The organism is Corynebacterium sp. HMSC073D01 (genome assembly GCF_001815555.1).
Taxonomy (GTDB): domain Bacteria; phylum Actinomycetota; class Actinomycetes; order Mycobacteriales; family Mycobacteriaceae; genus Corynebacterium; species Corynebacterium glucuronolyticum.
The window spans coordinates 56,375-78,159 of record NZ_KV821013.1 but is presented as its reverse complement, the minus strand read 5'-3'; the positions used below and the strand labels follow the sequence as shown (position 1 = coordinate 78,159).

The following is a 21,785-nucleotide window of genomic DNA, read 5'->3' as shown; positions in this document are numbered from 1 at the left end:
TGCCTATGTTAGCAGGGCTGTGCGGAGATCATCGACCTTATTGGTGTGTTCCCAGGGCAGATCGATATCCGTGCGGCCGAAGTGACCGTACGCAGCCGTCTGTGCGTAAATCGGCCGGAGCAGATCCAGATCGCGGATGATTGCTGCCGGACGTAGATCGAAGACCTTGCTCACGGCACCCTGAATGAGGTCATTGGTGAGCCCGTGCTTAGCGGTGCCGAACGTCTCTACGTACAGCCCCACCGGGTGGGCGCGACCGATTGCGTATGCAACCTGGACCTCACAGCGATCCGCAAGATCAGCAGCCACGATATTCTTTGCTACCCAGCGCATTGCGTAGGCACCAGAACGGTCCACTTTCGAGGGATCCTTGCCGGAGAACGCACCACCACCGTGGCGAGCCATGCCACCGTAGGTGTCAACGATGATTTTGCGGCCTGTGAGTCCCGCGTCGCCCATTGGGCCGCCGACGGTGAAGGACCCGGAGGGGTTGATCAGGACGGTGAGCTCCTCGGTGATGAGATTGTCCAAGCCCATGTCTGCGATGACAGACTTAATAACGTGCTCCCGCATCTGCTCCGCAAGCCAGTCCTGTGTGATCTCAGGGTCATGCTGCGTGGAGATAACGACCGTGTCGAGGTACTTCGGTGTCGCTCCGTCCTCCTCATATGCGAAGGTAACCTGCGTCTTTCCGTCAGGGCGGAGATGGGGCACGATACCCTGCTTGCGCACCTCCGTCAGGCGGCGGGCGAGGCGGTGTGCAAGTGCGATGGGAAGGGGCATCAGCTCCGGTGTCTCATTGGAAGCGTAACCAAACATGAGCCCCTGATCGCCAGCGCCGCTCTGGTCCAAGTCGTCCTCAACGGCACCGGAACGAGCCTCGTGAGAGGTATCCACACCGTCGCCGATTTCCTTTGACTGTTCACCGATCGCCACGGTCACACCACAGGTGGTGCCGTCGAAGCCGACCTCGGAGGACGTGAAGCCAATTTCCTTCAGCTTCTCGCGTACGAGCTGTGGAATCTCCACGTAACCCGATGTCCGCACCTCTCCCACAACGTGGACAAGCCCGGTGGTGACAACGGTCTCAACGGCGACGCGCGAGTGTGGATCCTCGCGCAGCATCGCGTCGAGAATAGTGTCAGAGATGGCATCACAAATCTTATCTGGATGTCCTTCAGTGACAGACTCACTAGTAAAAAGTCTCACGTAAAACTCGATTCTTCCTTGGAATACTTGGTCGGCTTACCGTCTCTCACGGATGTTCAATTCTTGCGGCTTTTCCGCCGATCATCCAGCACTTTTATGTGCGGTGCTGGCACTAGCGTACACCCGCATGCCACCGCCTGTTCTTCCTCACCCAGAGACGTGCCGGCCTGCGGGTCGAAACAAAACAGACTGCGGGCACGAGCCTGCGGAGTTGTGCCACAGATGCTCCTTTGCGGTCGAGGTGGGATCCACAGCTCCACAGCTCGGTGCACCACAACCTTCATTTCGTTGAGCCGCATCCACATTCGGAGCAAGGCATCTGCAAATTTTACACGCACCAAAACACACGATCATCCAGCAGAAGCCAAACGGGAAGCGGTCACTTTCACCTACCTAAGATAGACCAAGCGGTCTATACATGCAAATGATGCGGCGCAAGTGTTGCCACAGCATCGAGAATCTGCCCGGCGACAACGTACTTCGATGCCGTTTCAATTTCCTTGTACCCTCCGGCTTTATCAATCAACCAGCCCGAATTGGACGAAGAGCCAAACGTCTTGTTTCGACCAACCTCGTTGCACATAAGCAGGTCGCATCCTTTTCGCTTCGTCTTCGCTAGACCGTGCTCCAAGGGTGTGTGAGTGGAATCGCCAGTTTCGGCGGCGAAACCTACGAGGATCTGATGATCCCGCTGCTCAACCAGGCCACGGAGGATATCCGGGTTCTCGGTCATCTCAAGCGACGACAAATTCCTTTCCGCTTCCGACCCCTTTTTCATCTTCGTTTCAGATTCCGATGCTGGCCTGTAATCGGCAACCGCAGCCGCCATAATGATGACATCGGAACGAGACATATTCTCCTCCATTGCTGCCTTGAGTTCCCGCGCCGATCGGACGTGCACCATCGTTGCGGTCAGCGGGTCGGGCAAGGCTTCTGTGCTTGCAGCAACAACTGTTACCTTGGCCCCACGTTGCGCCGCAACCTCGGCTAATGCGAACCCCTGCTTACCCGAGGACCGGTTGCCAATGTAGCGGACGGGGTCTAGATCCTCCCTTGTCCCTCCGGCACTGATAAGCACACGAATCCCCTCCAGGTTGCGATGAAATTCCACACCGCCAAGCCGTGCCAGAGCGAGCTGTTCGATCTGCTGCGGCTCCGGAAGTCTTCCTGCACCAGAATCCGGGCCTGTCAGAAGCCCGATAGCAGGATCGAGAACCGTCACTCCGTGGTCGCGGAGCAGCGACACGTTCTCCTGAACAGCTTTATTCCTCCACATTTCTGTGTGCATAGCCGGAGCCACGACCATTGGGCACGTCGCGACAAGACACGTTGCCGTGAGAAGATCATCGGCTCGCCCGTGCGCAAGCCGAGAAAGAAAATCTGCCGTGGCAGGGACGATGACAACCAGATCAGCATTTTGCCCTAACGAGACGTGTCGGACCTCGTCTACGGCTTCAAAGACTGAGGTCGTTACTGGATTCCCGCTAAGCGCCTCAAAGGTGACTTTACCTACGAAGTTCAAAGCATTCGGAGTGGGAACTACTGTAACATTGTGTCCCATCTTGGTGAAGTCCCGAATCACCTGGCATGCCTTGTAGGCGGCAATGCCACCGGTAACCCCGACAATAATGTTTGCGGGTGTGGGCAGCGATTCCTGCCCGTCCCTGTGCACGGCTGACGTTGACACGAACTCACCTTTCAATAACGCACCAAACATGCAAAGGAATCCTCTGAAGAGGTTCCGTCACCACCTCGATGCTGATAGGACGCTAGGACCATGGCGCAGCAATGGCACCATGCTTTCCTACCTACCTTACTTTGTCCTCTTTGCTCCTGTGCTGCGAGACTGATCCTTCCTCGACACCCTTAATGAACGTCTTTCTGCCTGAACCACGGGTGTCGCCATTTGCGGGATCGACGAACTAGGCTCAGTTCCCAACTTGCATATCCACGCCTTTAAGTGAGTGAGCACGTGGTGGCGGTTCCAAACGTCGCTCGTGTGGAGCAACGAAAAAGGCCGGCAACCGATATTGCGAATTACCGCCCGCGACAAACCGTGCAAAAGCCTCAGCAGATCGAAGCTGGAGAAATCGGGGCTCTCGGGGCTGTGAGATCGGGGCCTCTGGGGCCGTGAGACAGTACGGAAGGCTCGGTGAGCCCAAAGCGCATTCATCTGCGTCCCATTAGGTGAAGGAAATCCTCCGCACGGAGATACCTCCAGCCGTAATACGCTGGGTCAGCCCTCGCGCACAAACGCGAAATATGCTCAATTGGCTAAAGAAGCTAGACATGGCGCACGGGTCCACGGTGCAGCCAGCCCCCTGCTTTTGTTCCCCCACTTCGATATCCGTCCTCGGGAGTGGAAAAGCAAAAAGACCGCTACGCATAAACGCGTAGCGGCTGCTTCAATGAGGGATGGAACCCGGCTCAACTGGACATCCAACTGAGCGACGAGGTTTAACCTTCCTCGTGATCCAGGAGCCCCTGGTTAATCTCACGCAGAGCAATTGACAGTGGTTTCTCGCCCGGCTCCGGAGGAACCAGTGGGCCGACGTACTCGAAAACGCTATCGCCAGTCTGCTGATTGTAGCTGTTGATCTGACGGGCACGCTTTGCCGCAAAAATCGCGAGAGCATACTTGGAGGAAACCTTCTCCAAGAGCTCGTCAATCGGCGGATCGGTAATACCTGTCGGCGGATCGAAAACCGCCTTGTTCTCTGAATTATCAGTCACCACGTGTACTCCACATTCCTCTAGCTTGTTTTCTCCGACAGTCAACCGACAAGTTCTTACCCGGTCGCGTCGGCGAAGGTCGCAATTCCCAGCAATTATAGTAGATGGCGAGGCGCGACCCAAGTTAACCGGCCATTTTCATCTAGATTGCCGGTCACATCATTTTTGTCCAAGAAGAATCTCGGTCAGTGCTGCAACGGCGTCATCAACGTCCTTGTTCACCACCACAATATCGAATTCATCCTGCGCAGCGAGTTCTGTCCGAGCCGTTTCCAGCCTCCGTTTCACCACGTCGTCGGTCTCTGTGCCACGCCCTTTAAGCCTTTCTACCAGTTCCTCCCAGCTAGGAGGAGCGAGGAAAACGTGAACGGCTTCGGGCGTAGACTTCCGGATCGACCGCGCACCGGCCAGATCGACCTCTACAAGGACGGGTCGACCGGCGCTAACTGCTTCAGCAACAGGCTGCCGGGGGGTTCCGGAGCGCTGCAGCCCTCCATGGATATCCGCCCATTCAAGCATTTCACCGTTGTCGATGTGCTGCTGAAACTCATCAGGTGTGACAAAAAAGTAATCCCGACCATTTACTTCTCCAGGACGCGGGGAACGCGTTGTCATAGAGACGGAAAAGTAAAGGTTGGGAACTTCTTCACGGAGCCGACTGACTACGGTGGACTTCCCCACCGCCGAGGGGCCAGCTAGAACAACAAGCCGCCCCTGACGATTTTGGTCAGTCATGTACCGGTTTTACTCCTCGCCGTAACCGAAACGATCGAGGAGGGCGCGACGCTGACGGTCACCGAGTCCGCGCAGACGGCGGGTCTGAGCAATCTCCAGCTCTTCCATGATCTCGCGAGCCTTGACCTTGCCTACCTTCGGCATTGCCTCGAGGAGAGCGGAGACCTTGGTCTTACCGACGATCTCATCGCTACCCGCCTTGTCCAAAACTTCCTTGAGGGTGATCTTGCCGCGCTTGAGGTTTTCCTTCATCGTTGCACGTGCCTTGCGGGCCTCAGCTGCCTTCGCGAGGGCTGCCTTGCGCTGTTCATCCGTCAACTTGGGAAGGGCCATGAGGAGTTCCTCCAAATCTAAAAGTTTCTCTCGGTAATTCTATGAGCAAGTTTATACCCTTTAGGTATAAACCAACCATGTTTGCCATAGCCTACCACGTAAGGTTCGCAGCAATGCGCGGAACCGACTGTGGTTGACCTGCGAATGGCTGTCGAAACTGCAATGAAGCTTACCACCTTTTCGCTGGCACAAGGGGCTAGTGTACAGGCACAACGGCCGAAGTCAACGATTAGCCCCACCAACGCGCCCCGCTACGCCACGCTAAGCAAATTCTCTACCAGCCTCGTCACAAGCTTTTTGCAGGTCAGCAACGTTCGGCCCGTGCGAGAGAATAGCTCGCGAAATGTTCGGAAACGCATTGCCCACATTTCCACGCATGAGAGAATGTACGTCGTCTGAAGTTGCCCCCTGTGCCCCCACTCCAGGCATGAGGACAGGCCCGTTGAATGTGCTGAGATTCACGTTCATGGTTACCGTTGCGCCGTACACCACACCGAAGCTTCCCAGTTCATCCCCTGCGAAGTGCTTACTGTTTAACGCGCTGACACGAGAAATGACATCCTCCGCCAAGGTGACACTATCCCGGGTCATACATCCCTGAACAGTGTTTCCTTCGGGATTGCTCGTTGCAGCAAGGACGAAGACACCCTTGCCATTGTCCGCTGCTAGGTCGAAAGAAGGGCTGAGGGATCCCACACCCAAGTAAGGACTCACCGTGACGGCATCAACTTCAAGAGGTGACCCCTCCGACAGCCATGCACGTGCGTACGCAGACATCGTTGAACCGATATCCCCCCGCTTCGCATCAGCGAGCACGAGCGTTCCCGACTCACGCAAGCCAGCGATCGTCTTCTCGAGAATCGCATATCCGCGCGAACCGTAGGCCTCATAGAATGCCACCTGTGGTTTCACCATAGCGACCCGGCCTGCAAACGCCTCCACACAGCGAGCAGAAAACGTATCGATGTCCACTCCCCATTCCTCAAGAAGGTAAGGATGCGGATCGATCCCAACACACAACCGGTTTGTTTTGTTTGCTGCCTCGCGTAGTCGCGCACCGAAGCTCACCATGGAATTATCCTTTCGCATAGAGAAAATATGTGCTTCTCACAGGTGCTCTGCGTATCATCCCACAATCACCTGGTATCAAGATTACATACATACCAGCTGTAGTGCGCAAACAACCGTCTTTAACGCGCTGACTAACGCCTATCGACGCATCCCCGCCCTTCTATATCGTCTTCGTTGTCCTCCCCACCTCGTATTGGAAGCACAAAGAAAGGGAACTTTCCAGCTTCAATTTGCTGCCGCATTGGCTACCGTATCGCATAAATACTTCGTAATAATACTGAGAATACGTCCTCATTTTTCGCACGGAATGTAACCACACCATCCCGCCCCAAGAGGCCCACAATCCTGGGGGCAGGGCCGGGAGATACCGAACCACGATGACCCGCTCCACAGCTCTATTTACTCGTTAGCCCATCTGCCCGAGGTGTCAGGTGCGTCGTTTCCTTCCATCCCTCACGAGCCTTCTCCCCCGCGCATTTCGCCCCCAGATTTTGAACAGGGCATGAGAAGCACCACACGGAGTACCACGTCCCCCTCCACTGCAACCGTCAAAGTGGCCGCACCTCCGGCACACGATATCGTCGATACACGGTATTTTCAGCAGGCAAGAGAGCGTATGTCGGCGCGAACGTCCCCGCAGATGAAGCGAAACGAAAAAGAAAGGATCCTTCCGGGCCACAACCACAGGTCAGAAGCCAAAAGAGACGCCGCGAGAGCCCGCACCCCTACATGCTCTCACGGCGCCTCATGTCGCCCCGTTACGCTCTCCGCAGCAGGTGCGGGAGCGACGCCAGTTTTCCTACTTAGCGGTTATCTATCTAACAGAGTGATCGACCTCTTGCAGCGCACGGACGGTCAGGCCACCCTTGCGGAGCGCCTCGATGCCCTGCACCGCCGCAGTGATGCCCTGCACTGTAGTCACGAGGGGCGTGTTGGTCGCCACCGCAGCGGCGCGGATCTCGTAGCCGTCGTGGCGTGCCCCAGAGGAACCTGCAGGGGTATTGAGAATGAGATCGACATCGCCCGCATAAATGCGGTCTGTGATGGACTGGCGCGTCTCCGCACCCTCATGCGCCTCGCTGCCCGCATCCTCGTTCTTTTCTGCGACCTCGGAAACCTTGTAGACGACCTCGCACTCAACACCGTTACGGCGCAGCATCTGGGCCGTGCCTGATGTTGCCAGCAGCTTGAAGCCCATGGCCTCCAGCTCCTGGATCGGGAAGATGAGTGTGCGCTTATCACGGTTTGCGACGGAAACAAAGATCGTGCCCTCTGTTGGAAGCTTTCCTGCAGCAGCTAGCTCGCCCTTTGCATATGCAGCACCGAAACTATCGGCAAGTCCCATGACCTCGCCCGTGGACTTCATCTCCGGACCGAGGATCGTATCCAGGACGCTTCCATCCGGTGCACGGAAACGGTTGAACGGAAGGACGGCTTCCTTCACAGCGATCGGAGAATCAAGTGGTAGAGAAGCACCATCGTAGGTCGTGGGAATCATACCCTCGCCCTGCAGCTCTTCAATCGTGGCACCAAGCATAATGCGTGCTGCTGCCTTGGCCAGCGGAACACCCGTTGCCTTTGACACGAAGGGAACGGTACGCGATGCGCGCGGGTTCGCCTCGATGACATAGAGGATGTCATCCTTGAGCGCGTACTGGACGTTCATCAGCCCCTTCACGCCAATGCCGTGGGCGAGAGCCTCGGTCGAGCGGCGTACCGCTGCGAGATCCTCGTAGCCGAGCGTCATCGGTGGCAGCGCACAAGAGGAGTCGCCAGAGTGAACGCCAGCCTCCTCAATGTGCTCCATGACGCCACCAACGTAGACGTTCTCCCCATCACAGAGGGCATCAACATCGATCTCGATGGCGTTATCCAGGAAGCGATCCACGAGAACCGGGTGATCGCTCGTGATCTCTGTCGCACGGGAAATGTAATCGTGCAGACTGTCTTCGTCGTAAACGATTTCCATGCCACGGCCACCGAGCACGTAGGAGGGGCGGACGAGCACGGGGTAACCGATATTTTCTGCAACGGCCTTGGCTTCCTCAAAGCTCGTTGCTGTGCCAAAGGCCGGAGCTGGAAGCTGAGCGTGCTTGAGGACACCACCGAACTCGCCACGATCCTCTGCGAGGTTGATGGCTTCCGGAGTAGTACCCACAACCGGTACACCAGCGTCGCGAAGCCTTTGAGCCAGCCCCAACGGGGTCTGCCCACCAAGCTGAACGATGACACCTGCTACGGTCCCGGATTCGCTCTCCGCGTGGTACACCTCCATAACGTCTTCGAACGTGAGGGGCTCAAAGTAGAGCCTGTCGGCGGTGTCGTAGTCCGTGGAAACGGTCTCGGGGTTGCAGTTGACCATGACGGTTTCGTACCCGACTCGAGATAGCTCGAGGGTCGCGTGGACGCAGGAGTAATCGAACTCGATGCCCTGGCCAATGCGGTTCGGGCCGGAGCCCAGGATCAGCACCTTCGGCTTCTCCTCCTGCTTGGACACCTCTGATTCGGCGGCCGGGTCGAGCTCGTAGCAAGAGTAGTGATACGGCGTCTTAGCCTCGAACTCCGCAGCACACGTATCCACCGTCTTGTATACCGGGCGGATACCAAGCGACCAGCGGAGCCTGCGCACGCCATCTTCGCCGGCGATCTCCGGGCGAAGTGCGGCGATCTGAGCATCGGAAAGACCGTAGTACTTGGCATGGCGGAGCAGATCCTCCGTCAGCGTCGGTGCTTCAAGCAACGTCGTCCGGAATTCCTCTAGGCCCTCCAGCTCTGCGAGGAACCACGGGTCGATGCCACTCGCCTCGTGCAGCTCCTCTACCGTTGCGCCAAGGCGCAGCGCGAGCTCAATCTGGTACATACGTCCATCGGTCGGGCGCTTGGTGAGCTCAAGGACAGCATCCTTGTCGGTGCAGGCATCGCCAGCAATTGCGGAGTCCGGAACCGTCCAGAAACCTGACTTCTTCGTTTCGAGCGATCGCATGACCTTATTCAGGGCGGAAATGTAGTTACGCCCAAGCGACATCGCCTCACCCACCGACTTCATTGTCGTTGTGAGGGTATCGTCCGCGCCGGTGAACTTCTCGAAAGCAAAGCGCGGGGCCTTAACCACAACGTAATCCAGAGTCGGTTCAAAAGCTGCGGGAGTCTCGCCCGTGATGTCGTTCGTAATCTCGTCCAGGTTGTAGCCAATGGCGAGCATGGCGGCGATCTTGGCAATCGGGAAGCCGGTAGCCTTCGATGCCAGTGCCGACGATCGTGACACACGGGGGTTCATCTCAATAACGATGACCCGACCGTCATCGGGGTTAATGGCGAACTGAATATTGCAGCCACCCGTATCGACGCCCACCTCGCGAATAATTGCCAGGCCGAGATCACGTAGACGCTGGTACTCCTTATCCGTCAGAGTCAGCGCGGGAGCGACAGTGACGGAGTCGCCGGTGTGTACACCGAGCGCATCTACGTTTTCGATCGAGCAGATAACGACGCCGTTATCGGCTCCGTCACGCATGAGCTCCAGCTCGTATTCCTTCCAACCGAGGATGGACTCCTCGATCAGGACGTTGGCCTCTGGAGATGCAGCGAGGCCACCGCCGGCGATGCGGTCGAGATCTTCTGGGGTAAATGCAAGTCCTGACCCCAGACCGCCCATGGTGAATGAGGGGCGAACGACGACGGGCAAGCCAAGCTCGGCTACCGTCTCGTGGACCTCGTCCATGTTATGGCACACGCGGGAACGGGCGGATTCGCCACCTACCTTTTCCACAATGTCCTTGAACTTCTGGCGATCCTCGCCACGCTCAATAGCGTCAATATCCGCACCGATGAGGGACACGTTGTATTTCTTGAGAATCCCCTGGCGGTCTAGCTGGATCGCCGCGTTCAGTGCGGTCTGTCCGCCGAGGGTGGCGAGAACGGCATCCACGGGGTGTCCCTGCTCGATCTCCTTGGCGAAAATCTTGTCAATGAACTCCGGCTCGATGGGCTCCACATAGGTGTGATCGGCGAAGTCCGTGTCCGTCATGATGGTGGCGGGGTTGGAGTTCACCAGCGTCACGCGCAGGCCTTCCTCCCGCAGCACGCGGCAGGCCTGGGTACCGGAATAGTCAAACTCACAGGCTTGACCGATAACGATCGGGCCAGAGCCGATGACCATGACATGCTGTAGATCTTTACGCTTTGGCATAGTTACTTATCGCCCTTCTTAACGTTATCTTTTTCAATGAGGCTCGACGCGCTGTGTGTAAAGGCCGCCGGCGGATCGTACGGGCCGTTGCCCGGCCCCTCCGTCAGTAGCTGCACAAACTGATCGAACAGCTGGTTCGCATCGTTGGGGCCAGCTGCGGATTCTGGGTGGTACTGAACCGAGAATGCCAGGCCATTCTCCAGGGCCACGCCCTCGACGGTGTTGTCATTGAGGCACACGTGGGTCACGCGAGCAGGTCCAAAATCAGTTTCAAAAGTGTCGTCCGGCGTTCCTTTCAGGGCGAAGCCGTGGTTCTGGCTTGTGATATCGATCTTGCCGGTGATGAGGTTCTTCACCGGCACGTTGATGCCACGGTGGCCGAACTTCATCTTGTACGTCTCGAGACCGAGCGCGCGACCGAGAATCTGGTTACCGAAGCAAATCCCGAAGAACGGAATCTTTGCAGCTAGAACCTCGCGGACGATCCCCACCATCGTGTCTGCAGTAGCCGGGTCGCCGGGGCCGTTTGATACGAAGACTCCGTCCGGTTTGTACTGCTCAATGTCCTGGAACGGGGTGTTGGCGGGGACGACGACGACACGGAGACCGCGGGCGGCCATGTTCTTTGGCGTAGCGGATTTAATGCCCATGTCATAGGCGACAACGGTAGGTACGGATTGTGCAGCATGCGCACCACTAGCCACGGTTCCGGTCGGCTCGACGACGTAAACGTCATCGGTTCCCGCCTCGGCGGCTAGATCCGCGCCCTCCATTGCCGGCTGAGAGGTAACGATGGAGACGAGCGTCTCCGTGTCCTGTAGCGCCTCGTCGCCGGAGAAGATACCGGCGGCAATGGATCCGTGGTTGCGGAGGTGACGCACGAGGGCACGGGTGTCCACCCCTCGGATTCCCACGATGCCCTGCTTAACCATCGCGTCTTCAAGCGATTCATCAGCGCGCCAGTTGGAGTGCTTGACTGCAAGATCGCGGATAATGAGGCCGGCGACCCAAATCTTATCGCCGTGGGACTCCCAGTCCTCCTCGTTGTAGCCTGTGTTGCCCACCATCGGAACGGTGAGGGTAACCAGCTGCTTGTGGTACGACGGATCACTCATTGTTTCCTGGTAGCCGGTCATTGCTGTGGTAAACACAGCCTCGCCGAGCGCGCGGCCAGTCGCACCGAAACCGATCCCCCTAAACGTCCGGCCGTCGGCGAGAACGAGAACCGCCGGTGTGTGTTGACGAGCGTTGTTGTTGTCCATTTACTTGCTGCTTTCCTTCGCTTCTTCCAGGCTGTGTGTAAGCGCGCCACGCAGGAACGTGTGTGTCACGCGTGTATGGAATTCCATGCCCTCGTAGGGGTTATTGGAGGCCTTCGATGCCAGATTGTCTCCGCGCGAGACCCACGTGCGATCTGGGTCGACAACTGTCAGGTTGGCGGGCTCCCCGACGGTGATGGGTCGGCCTTGATCCGCCAGCCGGACGATTTCTGCCGGGCGTTCGCTCATCACTTTGGCCACAAACCGCCAGTCTGCAAGCCCCGAGCGAACGAAGATCTCCGCGATAATGGCAAGCGACGTTTCCAAGCCAAGCATGCCTGGGCGTGCGTTTTGGAACTCGACGCATTTATCTTCCGCCGCGTGCGGGGCGTGGTCGGTGGCGACCACGTCGATAGTTCCGTCTAGAAGGGCATGGCGGAGGGATTCGGTATCGTGTTTTTCCCGCAGTGGCGGGTTCACCTTGAAAATCCCGTCGTAGTTGACGAGCAGATCGTCGGTGAGCAGAAGATGGTGTGGGGTCACCTCAGCTGTGACGTTGATGCCCTGCTCCTTGCCCCATTTCACGAGATCCGCAGAGGCCGTAGTGGACAAGTGGCACAAGTGCAGGCGACCGCCGTAGTCACGGGTGAGCAGCATGTCGCGAGCAACGATGGACTCCTCTGCGGCACGTGGCCAGCCCCGCAAGCCGAGTTTCCCGGCAACAGGGCCTTCGTGGGCACATGCACCTTCTGTGAGCAGCGGGTCCTCACAGTGCTGTGCGAGGAGAACATCAGTACCAGCGGCGTACTCAAGTGCCCGCCGCATGATCTGGGAATTGGCGACGCACTTTCCGTCGTCGGAGAACATGGTGACGTGGGCCATGGAGTTCTTCATGAGCCCAAATTCCGTCAGTGTCTTTCCCTCAAGGCCCTTTGTAATGGAGCCGATCGGGTGAACGTCGACGAGTCCGTACTCGCGTCCTTTGAGGTAGATCGATTCGGCGATGATCGGTTCGTCATCGACGGGTTGGGTGTTCGCCATGGCCATGACAGCCGTGAAGCCACCGCGCGCTGCCGCGCGCGACCCGGTTTCGATTGTCTCCGTGTGTTCACGTCCGGGCTCACGCAGGTGGACGTGCATATCGACGAGGCCAGGAAGAAGCACTCCACCGTTGCCATCGACAACATCGAAGCCGTCTTTCTTTCCTGCTTTGCCGATTGCGGTGATCATCCCGTTTTCAACCGTGATGTCTGTGGGGTCACCTTCGCCGTATGGGCGAACGTTTGTGATGATGAGATTCACGTTTTTCTTCTCCATGTGAATTGCTGCTTTCGCGCTACGAGCGGTTCGTTTCGTTGCTGGTTGAATCTTGGGCATTTTCGCTGCGGATGAGCTCGACGCTGTCCGCGTCATCGAGTTCCTTCAGCTTGCAGATCACATCCTCGCTACGGGAAGTCGGGATGTTCTTGCCTACGTAATCCGCGCGAATGGGAAGCTGCCGGTGACCTCGATCAACAAGCACAGCCAGCTGGACTTCCTCTGCCCTGCCAATATCGCGCAGTGCATCGAGTGCCGCACGGATCGTGCGACCGGAGAACAGGACATCGTCGACAAGCACAACAACAGCACCGTCGATACCACCGCGAGGAATCGTGGTGGGCTGGAGGGCGCGGTGCGGTTTGTTGCGAAGATCATCGCGGTACAGCGTGACGTCGAGAGCCCCGACGGGGACGGAAACCCCCGTGAACGTTTTGATTAGTTCGGCCAGACGATTGGCCAACGGTACCCCTCCCGAGGGGATACCAAGAAGAATGACTGGGCGCGCAGCGTCCGAGTCGAGCGCAGTTTTTTCAATAATTTGGTGCGCGATGCGTGCGATAGTGCGGGAGACATCGGCGCTGGTTAACAGCTCCGTGGACTCCGATCCCTGTGCGGTACTACCGTCGTTTCTCATCGTGACCCCCTTCCCCGCCTCTCTGTGCGGTCCGTTAAAGGTTGTCTAGTGGTAAATATATGAACTTTTTCTTCCGCACATGCTACCACGCTGTGCCCCAAAGCATTACATAACTTCTCCTGCATACCTTTAATTCAACCCAGAGCCACCCCCACGCGCGCCGGTCTCCTGCTGCAACGTTCGGGGTAGCAAGCGCAGTCCTTCTCATGTGTGAGACCATGGACGCATGACCTCAACCACTCCTACCCCCTACACGTCGCAGAGAGCTGCCGCGATCCTGCAGGAAAACGGAATCCGCTCGGAATCCCGTGGCGACAACCTCCTCGTCGGATTCAGCGACATCGTCATCCAATTCACTCTTGCTTCCGACCAACTTACCGCGACGGGTGTGTGGCGAGGCACGCTGCCTATAGACGCGTCTGCGCAGCTGCTTTCTGCCTGCACGACGTTTAACGAGACTCAGCTTTTCCCGACGATGAGCTTCGAAAAACAAGGCGAACGCCTCAGCATTTTCATGCGACGTGGGACCGATGCCACGTACGGTCTGAGCCACAACCAGCTAGGTGCGTGGTTGCTCACCACAGTTGAGCAGTGTGGGAGCGCTGCCCAGTGGCTCGCTGGCATCTTCCCGGAGGCCGTGAATTGGAATGAGGACGGAAGCCCCGCCTAACCTCCAATGCACGGCTTGTGAAAAGGCACCCCCTTCCACCATGGCCGGAAGCATGTCGCACCAATACGTGTACCGAATAAGACACGTACAAACACAGCAGCAAAAAACTCCTCTATTTTTACTGAACGGGAAATGTCAGTCCCGAAGAGCAAAGTAGTACGTGTTAGCCCATCCTGATGCCCGGGCACAACCACATGCTCCATAAACACAACCACACACTCCGCTGACACAACCACATACTCCAAAAACACAGCCACATACCCCAAAGGAACGTGAATTGATAGAACCAACCGAAGTCACCCCCGACCGCATCGTCCGTGCCGCAGCTGCAAACGATGTCACTCTTACCCCTGTCGAGCTCCCCACCCCCGAATCCTCGACCGATGCCACCACGGCCACGGAGCAAGCTCAAAACAAACCAACTGTGTGGAAGGTCAACCTCAACGGGTTCGACACTCTTGTCGTACAGCTCTCTCCCGCCGCAATGATTGTCCGCTCCGATCGGCGGTTGAATCCCGCCGGGGACGACGTGGATGACGCGACCTTCACCGCAGATTACCTCGCGGCAAACACCGTTAACTCCCGCATCTACGGGATCAAGGCCGTTATCGCCGATGTCGATACTGATCCAGTCGCCCGAATCGAGTATGAGATTCTTACCGGTGCCGGACTGACCGACCAGCAGCTGACCCAGGAGCTGCACACAGCGTTCACCGGCATCATCGCCTCGCATGGAATTCTCGCGAGAGAGTCCTCGGAGATCCGCAACCATCTCTAGCTTCACCCGCGAGCGACGCGTGAGAACTCAGCGTGTGCCGCCGGAAACATGTGCGGAGCCCAACACACAGGGCGCACGGCACCTGATGTCCAGGTGCCGTGCGCCTTTCCTTCACCGCAGCGCTAGCATGCGGAATCATGTTGGTCCTAGCCGGGGTTCGCCTTCTTCGACGTGTGTCCTCTAGGAATTCTTCAGCCGTTCCTTTTCTTCTTCGGGGTCAAAGTCTGCTTCCGGCCAGCTAAGGTTCATCGCCCGCAGCTCGTTGAGGAGGAGGTACTTCACCACCATCCGGGCGTAGGGCTTGTTATCCGACGGAACACAGTACCAAGGGGCCGTCGCCGTCGAGGTCCGCGTCAGCGCAATCTGGTAGGCCTCCATGTAGTCGTCCCACTTGGTGCGCTCCGTGATGTCTCCGGGATTGTATTTCCAGTGTTTATCTTCTCGCTCTATGCGCTCGAGCAGATTCTCCTCCTGGAAGTCACGCGAAATGTGCAGCATCACCTTGATAATCCGGGTACCTTTTTTCACCAGGTCGGCTTCCCATGCGACTATCGCCCCATACCGGCGCTCAATTTCCTCTGCAGGCGCCATCTGGTTCACGCGCTGGATCAGGATGTCCTCGTAGTGGGAGCGGTCGAATACACCGACGAAACCCGGCTTCGGGAGCTCCTTTTCCACCCGCCACAGGAAATCATGCTGGAGTTCCTCGTCAGTTGGCTTCCCAAAGGAAGCGAGGGTTACCCCCTTCGGATCGAAGACGCTCACGACATGGCGAACGATTCCTCCCTTGCCCGAGGTATCCATTCCCTGGAGGACAAGAAGAATAATTCCGGTGCCCTCCACACCTGCACGGTAGTTCGCGTAGAGCATTTCCTGCAGATCTCTCAGCTCATCGTCGTGCTTGTGAAAATATTCCTCCCAGTCGTCCTCGTCCCAATCGAAGTGGGGTGTGGAATCGGGTTTCACATCCTCTAACCGGAAGTGGGGGCCGACAGCAAGATCAAGAGCGTCATCAGTGGAGAATTTAGCCATAACCTAAAAGCTACCAGTGCACGGTCTTATGCGTTTGGAAAGACCTTATCCGGAGAAATAGGTGCGCGAAATCCTACACCCACCCCGGCAGGGAGCGCATTGCGAGCTGAATCGTCTTCCCGAATCACCACCGTTATGACGTGGAAAAAGCCAGGGACAATACCCTGGCTCTTTACATCATCGCCTACACAGGTCGAACGTACCCCGCCATCCGGGACGGACGCAGCCCCGGCCGATGCTGGCGTTACTTCTGCTCGTCAGAGCCTTCGGCATCGCTAGTGGGCTCTGGCGCATCCGCAGCAATGGTTGCGGTGTGCTCACCGGTTTCATCAACTGCGGTGTCCGCGATAGGTTCAGGCTTTTCGACGCTCAACTCCTCGCTGTCCCCGGCAGAGCTCCTCGTCTCAGCAGACCAGGGTGACTCCGAAGCCGGTGCAGCTGCACGGTCCTTGTCACCAGCCCCCGCAACGGCAGGCTCTGAGGAATCAGAATCCGCCTCTGGGGAATCGGAACCAGCTGCACCCTCGTCCTCCTGGGAGTAAGTGAAGGTATGGGTGAATCCGCTGACGACACCGATCTCGGGTGGCGAAGTAGGTTCTGCCTCGCCCGCATCGTCGCTAGGAACGGGATCCTCGGGAGCGACATCCGCCACTTCCGTGACAGTATCCGCATCCGCATCCGCTTCCAAACCCTCGATGGTGAAAGCAGCATTCTCGGCCGCACGACGCTCTGCTTCGGCACGGCGCTCCTCGGCTTCGCGTTCGGCTTCCAGGCGCCTTTGTTCCTCCTCGGCCTCCACGCGTGCAAGCGCGTCGGCCGGTGACTCGGGATTCTTCCACATTGCGTCAAGAACGGCATTCACGTAGGCAGGCGAATCGTCGGTCGACAGTTGGCTCACGAGTTCCACGGCCTGGGTGACTGCGGTCTTCTGTGGAACGTTCGAGGCATTGAACAGCAGCTCCCATGTGGCTACGCGCAGCACCGCGCGGTCGACGCCGGGAAGGCGGTCAAATGTCCAATCCGTATCAGCCAGCTCCCGCTCAATAGCGAAATCAATGAGGTCTAGGTTGACGGCAACCCCCTCAATGATCTCCCTAGTGTAGGGACGCACAGGAGCGGTAACAGGTTCTGGTCCGTGAGAAAGCTCCTCGCGGGTGCGAGTTACTTCAACCGGATCGATGTCACGCGCTTCGGCTTCAAACAGGATTTCTGCAGCATGACGCCGCGCTTTGTAGCGGGCGCCATGCTTAGAGTGGGTATTGTTTTCGCTCAAGGTTTTAGTTCTGAACCCTTGAAAGGTAGGAGCCGTCTCGAGTATCAACCTTCACAATGTTGCCGGTCTCCAGGAACAGCGGAACCTGGATCTCCGCGCCGGTCTCCAGCTCAGCAGGCTTAGTGCCACCGGTGGAGCGATCTCCCTGCAGGCCCGGATCGGTGTGGGCGATCTCGAGCTCAACAGACGTGGGGAGAGTAGCAAAGAGAACCTCACCCTCGTGGAAAGAAACCTCCACGGGCATGTTCTCCTTGAGGAAGCGAGCGGGCTCGCCAATCTTTTCGGGGGCGACCTCGACCTGCTCGAAAGTCTTGTCGTCCATCATAACGTATGCGCTGCCGTCGTTGTACAGGTAGGTCATGTCACGGCGATCGACCGTGGCGGTCTCAACCTTCACGCCAGCATTGAACGTCTTGTCGGTGACCTTACCCGTGACAACGTCCTTGAGCTTCGTACGCACAAAAGCAGGCCCCTTGCCGGGCTTCACGTGCTGGAACTCAATGATCTGCTGCAGCTTGTTGTCTTGCTTGAGAACAAGACCGTTCTTGAAATCAGCGGTAGTTGCCACCGAACGAACTCCTTCGAAACACATTGACACGTCCCGAATCCGACGAAAGAGCGCGTGGAAAGCCCACTCTAGAGAGCGAAACGCACTGTTTAGTCCGCCGAATACCTCGGAACGTCGAGGGTTATCTTTTTACTAGCGGGTAAATCTTACACCAGTCGCAATTCCTTTGGAGTATCGGTTATGATTTCCGGCGCGCCAGCCCGAATAATGAGCGAATCCTCGATGCGAACTCCGCCCTTGCCCGGAACGTAGATACCGGGCTCGATGGTAAGCGTCATCCCCGGCTCAAGAACGCCTTTTCCTCCTGTGGAGGCGTAGGGGGCCTCGTGAACGTCGAGTCCGACCCCATGTCCGGTCGAGTGGACGAAGTATTCGCCGTAGCCGGCTTCGTCAATAATATCCCGGCATGCACGATCCACATCAACGAGCGCAGTTCCAGGAGTTGCGGCATCGATGCCCGCGAGCTGTGCGCGGAGGACGACATCGTAAATTTCCTTTGTGAAGTCCGTGGTGTGACCAACGATGACGCTACGAGTGATATCGGAATTAAAGCCGAGCAGGTGTGCGCCGAAATCAACAGTGACGATGTCGCCGTCTTGGATTTCTGTGTCGTCTGCTCCATGGTGTGGCTTGGCGGAGTTCAGCCCGCTTGCCACGATCGTATCGAAGGATGTGTGCTCACTCCCGTGTTTGCGCATCCGGTATTCAAGATCTGCGGCCACCTCATTCTCCCGGCGGCCAGCCCGAAGTTCCCCAGCCTCCAGGAGTTCTTCCCACGCTACGACGGCGATACGCGCAACGTGGCGGAGGTGGTCGAGGGATACTTCGTCCTTAACCAAACGGATTTCCTCGATGACGCCGGTGACAGGCACAAGAGTGATGCCTTCGGGGCAGGCTTTCTGCAGGCTTTCGAGCTCACTCACAGTGACATAGTCGGCTTCGTATCCCACCCGACGCGGCCCATCGACGGTTTCCAACAGCGCAGAGCCACAGTTACGTGCACTGATGAGCTCGAGGTCGGAGGCTTCTTCTCCGACTTGCGTTGTGTAACGGCCATCGGTGGAGATAAGGGCCGTGAGATCCTTCTTCACCAGAACTGCACCGTTGGACCCTGAAAACCCGGAGAGGAATCGCACATGGGTAAGGTGCGTGACGAGCATCGCGTCTATGCGCTGACCGGCAAGGGTTGACGCCAGGCGACGACGTCGATTTTGGAACCGGGTATCTGCATAGACTGTCATGTTTAACCACCTTCACGTAGGGGATGAATCGTTTACCCTATAGTAGCCCCGAACTGCGATTCGGCATTGCAGTTTTTCTTATCTCCCCCACTTCCGAGGTTTTACGGGCAGTTTTCCAGAAAACCTGGACGACGAAGACGGGGTTGCCAGCACGGTGAGGATAGAAAAACCGGGGCGATGGAGATGGAAATGCCAGCGCATTGGGGATAGAACTACCGGCACGATGGAGATGGAGCCGTGCGGAAACGGTCTACCATGAGCTCTCCGGCAAAAAATTGATCCGGAGAGAATATTCGGAAAATCTGTCGTATGGGTGCCGACGCCGTCCGGTGGTTCCGTCCGGTCCACGCGTTGGGTGCAGCTCACCGAATCAGGGATCAGAGTGCAAAAATGCTGCTCCTATGCGGGGAGAGGAACAGCTAGCACTGGGATGGCCTAGCAAAGTAACCGAGTGCAGCGACGTACCCGTAAATTCCAAGGCCGGCAATCACGCCTCGCGCGATTGGCGAAAGGAAGCTGTGATGCCGAAATTCCTCACGGGCATGGATATTGGAAATGTGCACCTCTACAAACCCGGCTCCGTCGGCAATTTCGGCTAGTGCATCTCGTAACGCGACGGAGGTATGAGTAAAACCGCCCGGGTTGATGATCACTGGGATACCCGCATCGGCAGCCTCGTGGACCCACTCGATGAGCTGCCCCTCAAAATTAGATTGACGATGGCACACGGTGACCTGGTAGGCGTGCGCCTCCGAATCGATAAGCGCACATACGTCAGACAGTGTTGTTGTTCCGTACACCTCAGGCTGGCGTTTCCCGAGTCGGTCCAGATTCGGACCATTAAGCACGAGAATATCCGCAGAGTCAGACACGCGCCCGCTGGTGGAAAAATCGAGTGGCGAGTTCTCCTGCTGATGTGTCATGGGGAGGTATTCCTTTCTCATCGGATCGTGAAATCACGCGTACGCTACATGCACGAGTGCCGGCCCCACACCGCGTCGGTGGTGTATCACCTGCTCAGTGTAGACCAGACAGCGCTGTTACCATCGCCGTCATCATCGCTGAAAAACACTCCGCCACCGACGAAAACGCACGAGGGATCTAAAAGGACGCAGGTGAAAATAGGGTAATCAGCAGGAACCGAGCAATCGTGCGTGCGTTACTTATTTTCACACAAGGCGCTGGCGATCCGAGTGCAAACGGGGCCATAACCTGCCGCTTCACCAGTGAAACCACAGTCATGGACTCACGTCGAATGAGCCCGGCGGGCACCGTTGCATCTCCCCCAGATAACCAAGGTTGTGTGAGGTTGATTTTATTCGGCGGCGAGGGCTTCGTATGCTGCGCGCAGCTCCGAAAAACTCGGGCCTTCAACGCGAGTCGTTTTTCCGACACCTTCGAGGCAAACAAACCGAAGCTTGCCCGCCCGCGCCTTCTTGTCGTGTTTCATGGACTCGTAAACGAGGCCAAAGATACCTTGCTTATACGTCGTCGGAAGGCCGACAGAGTCGAGGATCTTGATATGCCGATCGACGAGATCCTGCGTGATCAGGCCACGATTCTTTGCAAGCTGTGCGGCAAATACCATCCCCACAGCAACCGCATAGCCGTGCTTCCAAGTGTACTGCTCGTAATTCTCCACACCATGACCGAATGTGTGCCCGTAGTTAAGGATCTCGCGTAGACCGCTCTCCTGGAGATCCTGAGAGACAACATCGGCTTTAACTTGTATGGAGCGCGTAATAACTGAGGTGAGGTCCGCCGCCTTCTCCTGGAAGCACGCCGGATTCTTCTCTACAATCTCGAGGATCGCGGGATCTTTGATGAAACCACACTTGATGATTTCGGCTGCCCCGGAAATGAGGTCTTCCTCCGGAAGTGTGGAAAGAAAGTCGAGGTCAACAAAAACGGCGTTGGGCTCGTAAAACGATCCGACAAGGTTCTTGCCGTAGGAGGAATTGATACCGGTTTTTCCGCCTACAGCAGCATCAACCATGCCAAGCAAGGACGTAGGAATGTTGACAAGTGGGACACCGCGCATCCACGTGGCAGCGAGGAAACCTGCCAGATCTGTCGCTGCACCTCCACCGAGCCCGACAACGACGTCGGAACGGCAAATATTATTCTCCCCACACAGGTCCCAGAGTTTTTCTAGTACGGCAGAAGTTTTGCCAGCCTCAGCATCGGGGATTTCAGCCAGGGTCACTACGAGCCCAGAAAGGGACAATTCACTTTCCAGCTGTGAAGCAGCGTGAGCCAATGTTGGCTGGTGAACGAGGACAACGTGACGAGCCTTCTCCAAACCTGCGATAAAGGCTACAACTTCTTTCTTCAGGTCGTTCCCAATCGTGACAGTGTACTGCCTTTGAGCATTGACAACGATGCTCTGCCTGTCTGGCATTCTCTACCTCCATCGGCCCGTAGCGACCCTACATCTATTTGCTAAAATTTTAGAGAAAATCACGCGAAGTTACGTAACATAGCGGTTTCTTCTTTGGTAATTTTGCCACATGCTGAACAAATTTAGCTCAATTCTTCAGCACCAACGGCTCTGACCTGCACTTTTCCAACGAACGCCTACCCCCGAAATCTGCACAATTAGCGCAATCTTCAAGAGTTATGAGCCGTACACTTCCCCCACGATGAGCACGTCGGCCAATAATTCCGACAATACTTACCGACTCTCCCCCACTTACAACTCATTAGCACCGAAGCTTAACCACGGTTCCACTGACGTTCC

Annotated in this window: 18 protein-coding genes; 2 read left to right on the top strand and 16 right to left on the bottom strand. The window is 57.0% G+C overall.

The window, feature by feature from the left end; translation table 11 throughout:
- Positions 1-3: 3 nt before the first annotated feature.
- The 10 genes from metK to pyrR form a co-directional block, all read right to left on the bottom strand.
- On the bottom strand, positions 4-1,209 hold the full coding sequence (metK, locus tag HMPREF3044_RS00605) for a methionine adenosyltransferase (RefSeq protein ID WP_005394060.1): 1,206 nt from the start codon (positions 1,207-1,209) through the stop codon (positions 4-6).
- Between the two features lie 412 nt (positions 1,210-1,621).
- On the bottom strand, positions 1,622-2,926 hold the full coding sequence (gene coaBC, locus HMPREF3044_RS00600; protein WP_070738923.1) for a bifunctional phosphopantothenoylcysteine decarboxylase/phosphopantothenate--cysteine ligase CoaBC: 1,305 nt from the start codon (positions 2,924-2,926) through the stop codon (positions 1,622-1,624).
- A gap of 740 nt (positions 2,927-3,666) precedes the next feature.
- Entirely contained in the window at positions 3,667-3,945 is a 279-nt protein-coding gene (rpoZ, locus tag HMPREF3044_RS00595) for a DNA-directed RNA polymerase subunit omega (RefSeq protein ID WP_034988997.1), read from the bottom strand.
- Between the two features lie 156 nt (positions 3,946-4,101).
- Positions 4,102-4,677 carry a guanylate kinase gene (gmk, locus tag HMPREF3044_RS00590; RefSeq protein WP_005389930.1) on the bottom strand — a complete coding sequence of 192 codons (576 nt, stop codon included), beginning with the start codon at positions 4,675-4,677 and terminating at the stop codon, positions 4,102-4,104.
- Positions 4,678-4,686: 9 nt separating this feature from the next.
- Positions 4,687-5,010, bottom strand: coding sequence for an integration host factor, actinobacterial type (gene mihF / locus HMPREF3044_RS00585; RefSeq protein ID WP_034989000.1), 324 nt, complete (start codon positions 5,008-5,010; stop codon positions 4,687-4,689).
- A 261-nt stretch (positions 5,011-5,271) separates the two neighbouring features.
- Entirely contained in the window at positions 5,272-6,099 is an 828-nt protein-coding gene (gene pyrF / locus HMPREF3044_RS00580) for an orotidine-5'-phosphate decarboxylase (RefSeq protein ID WP_005389928.1), read from the bottom strand.
- Between the two features lie 796 nt (positions 6,100-6,895).
- Positions 6,896-10,270 carry a carbamoyl-phosphate synthase large subunit gene (carB, locus tag HMPREF3044_RS00575; RefSeq protein ID WP_005394065.1) on the bottom strand — a complete coding sequence of 1,125 codons (3,375 nt, stop codon included), beginning with the start codon at positions 10,268-10,270 and terminating at the stop codon, positions 6,896-6,898.
- Between the two features lie 2 nt (positions 10,271-10,272).
- A complete protein-coding gene (carA, locus tag HMPREF3044_RS00570; RefSeq protein ID WP_070738922.1) occupies positions 10,273-11,532 on the bottom strand; it encodes a glutamine-hydrolyzing carbamoyl-phosphate synthase small subunit in 1,260 nt (419 codons plus the stop codon).
- Positions 11,533-12,846, bottom strand: coding sequence for a dihydroorotase (locus tag HMPREF3044_RS00565; protein WP_070738921.1), 1,314 nt, complete (start codon positions 12,844-12,846; stop codon positions 11,533-11,535).
- A 19-nt stretch (positions 12,847-12,865) separates the two neighbouring features.
- Positions 12,866-13,483 (bottom strand): bifunctional pyr operon transcriptional regulator/uracil phosphoribosyltransferase PyrR, encoded by a 618-nt coding sequence (gene pyrR, locus HMPREF3044_RS00560; protein WP_005389924.1) that lies wholly within the window; start codon positions 13,481-13,483, stop codon positions 12,866-12,868.
- A gap of 226 nt (positions 13,484-13,709) precedes the next feature.
- Between pyrR and HMPREF3044_RS00555 the strand changes: the two genes are divergently transcribed.
- Together HMPREF3044_RS00555 and HMPREF3044_RS00550 are read left to right on the top strand one after the other, a co-directional pair.
- A complete protein-coding gene (locus HMPREF3044_RS00555) occupies positions 13,710-14,153 on the top strand; it encodes a YbjN domain-containing protein (protein ID WP_070738920.1) in 444 nt (147 codons plus the stop codon).
- A 277-nt stretch (positions 14,154-14,430) separates the two neighbouring features.
- Entirely contained in the window at positions 14,431-14,931 is a 501-nt protein-coding gene (locus HMPREF3044_RS00550; RefSeq protein WP_005394072.1) for a hypothetical protein, read from the top strand.
- 180 nt (positions 14,932-15,111) lie between these two features.
- On the opposite strand, the gene HMPREF3044_RS00545 is transcribed toward HMPREF3044_RS00550, so the two are convergent.
- From HMPREF3044_RS00545 to aroB, 6 genes are all read right to left on the bottom strand, one after another.
- Positions 15,112-15,963 carry a PPK2 family polyphosphate kinase gene (locus tag HMPREF3044_RS00545; protein WP_070738919.1) on the bottom strand — a complete coding sequence of 284 codons (852 nt, stop codon included), beginning with the start codon at positions 15,961-15,963 and terminating at the stop codon, positions 15,112-15,114.
- A gap of 244 nt (positions 15,964-16,207) precedes the next feature.
- Entirely contained in the window at positions 16,208-17,236 is a 1,029-nt protein-coding gene (gene nusB, locus HMPREF3044_RS00540) for a transcription antitermination factor NusB (protein ID WP_005389918.1), read from the bottom strand.
- A gap of 4 nt (positions 17,237-17,240) precedes the next feature.
- Positions 17,241-17,804 carry an elongation factor P gene (efp, locus tag HMPREF3044_RS00535; RefSeq protein ID WP_034989002.1) on the bottom strand — a complete coding sequence of 188 codons (564 nt, stop codon included), beginning with the start codon at positions 17,802-17,804 and terminating at the stop codon, positions 17,241-17,243.
- A 146-nt stretch (positions 17,805-17,950) separates the two neighbouring features.
- A complete protein-coding gene (locus tag HMPREF3044_RS00530; protein ID WP_040428824.1) occupies positions 17,951-19,045 on the bottom strand; it encodes a M24 family metallopeptidase in 1,095 nt (364 codons plus the stop codon).
- Positions 19,046-19,464: 419 nt separating this feature from the next.
- Positions 19,465-19,968, bottom strand: coding sequence for a type II 3-dehydroquinate dehydratase (gene aroQ, locus HMPREF3044_RS00525; RefSeq protein ID WP_231286055.1), 504 nt, complete (start codon positions 19,966-19,968; stop codon positions 19,465-19,467).
- Between the two features lie 392 nt (positions 19,969-20,360).
- A complete protein-coding gene (aroB, locus tag HMPREF3044_RS00520) occupies positions 20,361-21,446 on the bottom strand; it encodes a 3-dehydroquinate synthase (RefSeq protein ID WP_070738918.1) in 1,086 nt (361 codons plus the stop codon).
- Positions 21,447-21,785: the final 339 nt, after the last annotated feature.

What these genes read in the sequence shown, in the direction of transcription:
- HMPREF3044_RS00545 (WP_070738919.1), bottom strand. Translation starts at nt 15,963, where the DNA reads ATGGCTAAATTCTCCACTGATGACGCTCTTGATCTTGCTGTCGGCCCC.
- gmk (WP_005389930.1), bottom strand. Translation starts at nt 4,677, where the DNA reads ATGACTGACCAAAATCGTCAGGGGCGGCTTGTTGTTCTAGCTGGCCCC.
- carB (WP_005394065.1), bottom strand. Translation starts at nt 10,270, where the DNA reads ATGCCAAAGCGTAAAGATCTACAGCATGTCATGGTCATCGGCTCTGGC.
- mihF (WP_034989000.1), bottom strand. Translation starts at nt 5,010, where the DNA reads ATGGCCCTTCCCAAGTTGACGGATGAACAGCGCAAGGCAGCCCTCGCG.
- pyrF (WP_005389928.1), bottom strand. Translation starts at nt 6,099, where the DNA reads ATGCGAAAGGATAATTCCATGGTGAGCTTCGGTGCGCGACTACGCGAG.
- coaBC (WP_070738923.1), bottom strand. Translation starts at nt 2,926, where the DNA reads ATGTTTGGTGCGTTATTGAAAGGTGAGTTCGTGTCAACGTCAGCCGTG.
- HMPREF3044_RS00555 (WP_070738920.1), top strand. Translation starts at nt 13,710, where the DNA reads ATGACCTCAACCACTCCTACCCCCTACACGTCGCAGAGAGCTGCCGCG.
- HMPREF3044_RS00530 (WP_040428824.1), bottom strand. Translation starts at nt 19,045, where the DNA reads ATGACAGTCTATGCAGATACCCGGTTCCAAAATCGACGTCGTCGCCTG.
- carA (WP_070738922.1), bottom strand. Translation starts at nt 11,532, where the DNA reads ATGGACAACAACAACGCTCGTCAACACACACCGGCGGTTCTCGTTCTC.
- aroB (WP_070738918.1), bottom strand. Translation starts at nt 21,446, where the DNA reads ATGCCAGACAGGCAGAGCATCGTTGTCAATGCTCAAAGGCAGTACACT.
- pyrR (WP_005389924.1), bottom strand. Translation starts at nt 13,483, where the DNA reads ATGAGAAACGACGGTAGTACCGCACAGGGATCGGAGTCCACGGAGCTG.
- HMPREF3044_RS00565 (WP_070738921.1), bottom strand. Translation starts at nt 12,846, where the DNA reads ATGGAGAAGAAAAACGTGAATCTCATCATCACAAACGTTCGCCCATAC.
- aroQ (WP_231286055.1), bottom strand. Translation starts at nt 19,968, where the DNA reads ATGACACATCAGCAGGAGAACTCGCCACTCGATTTTTCCACCAGCGGG.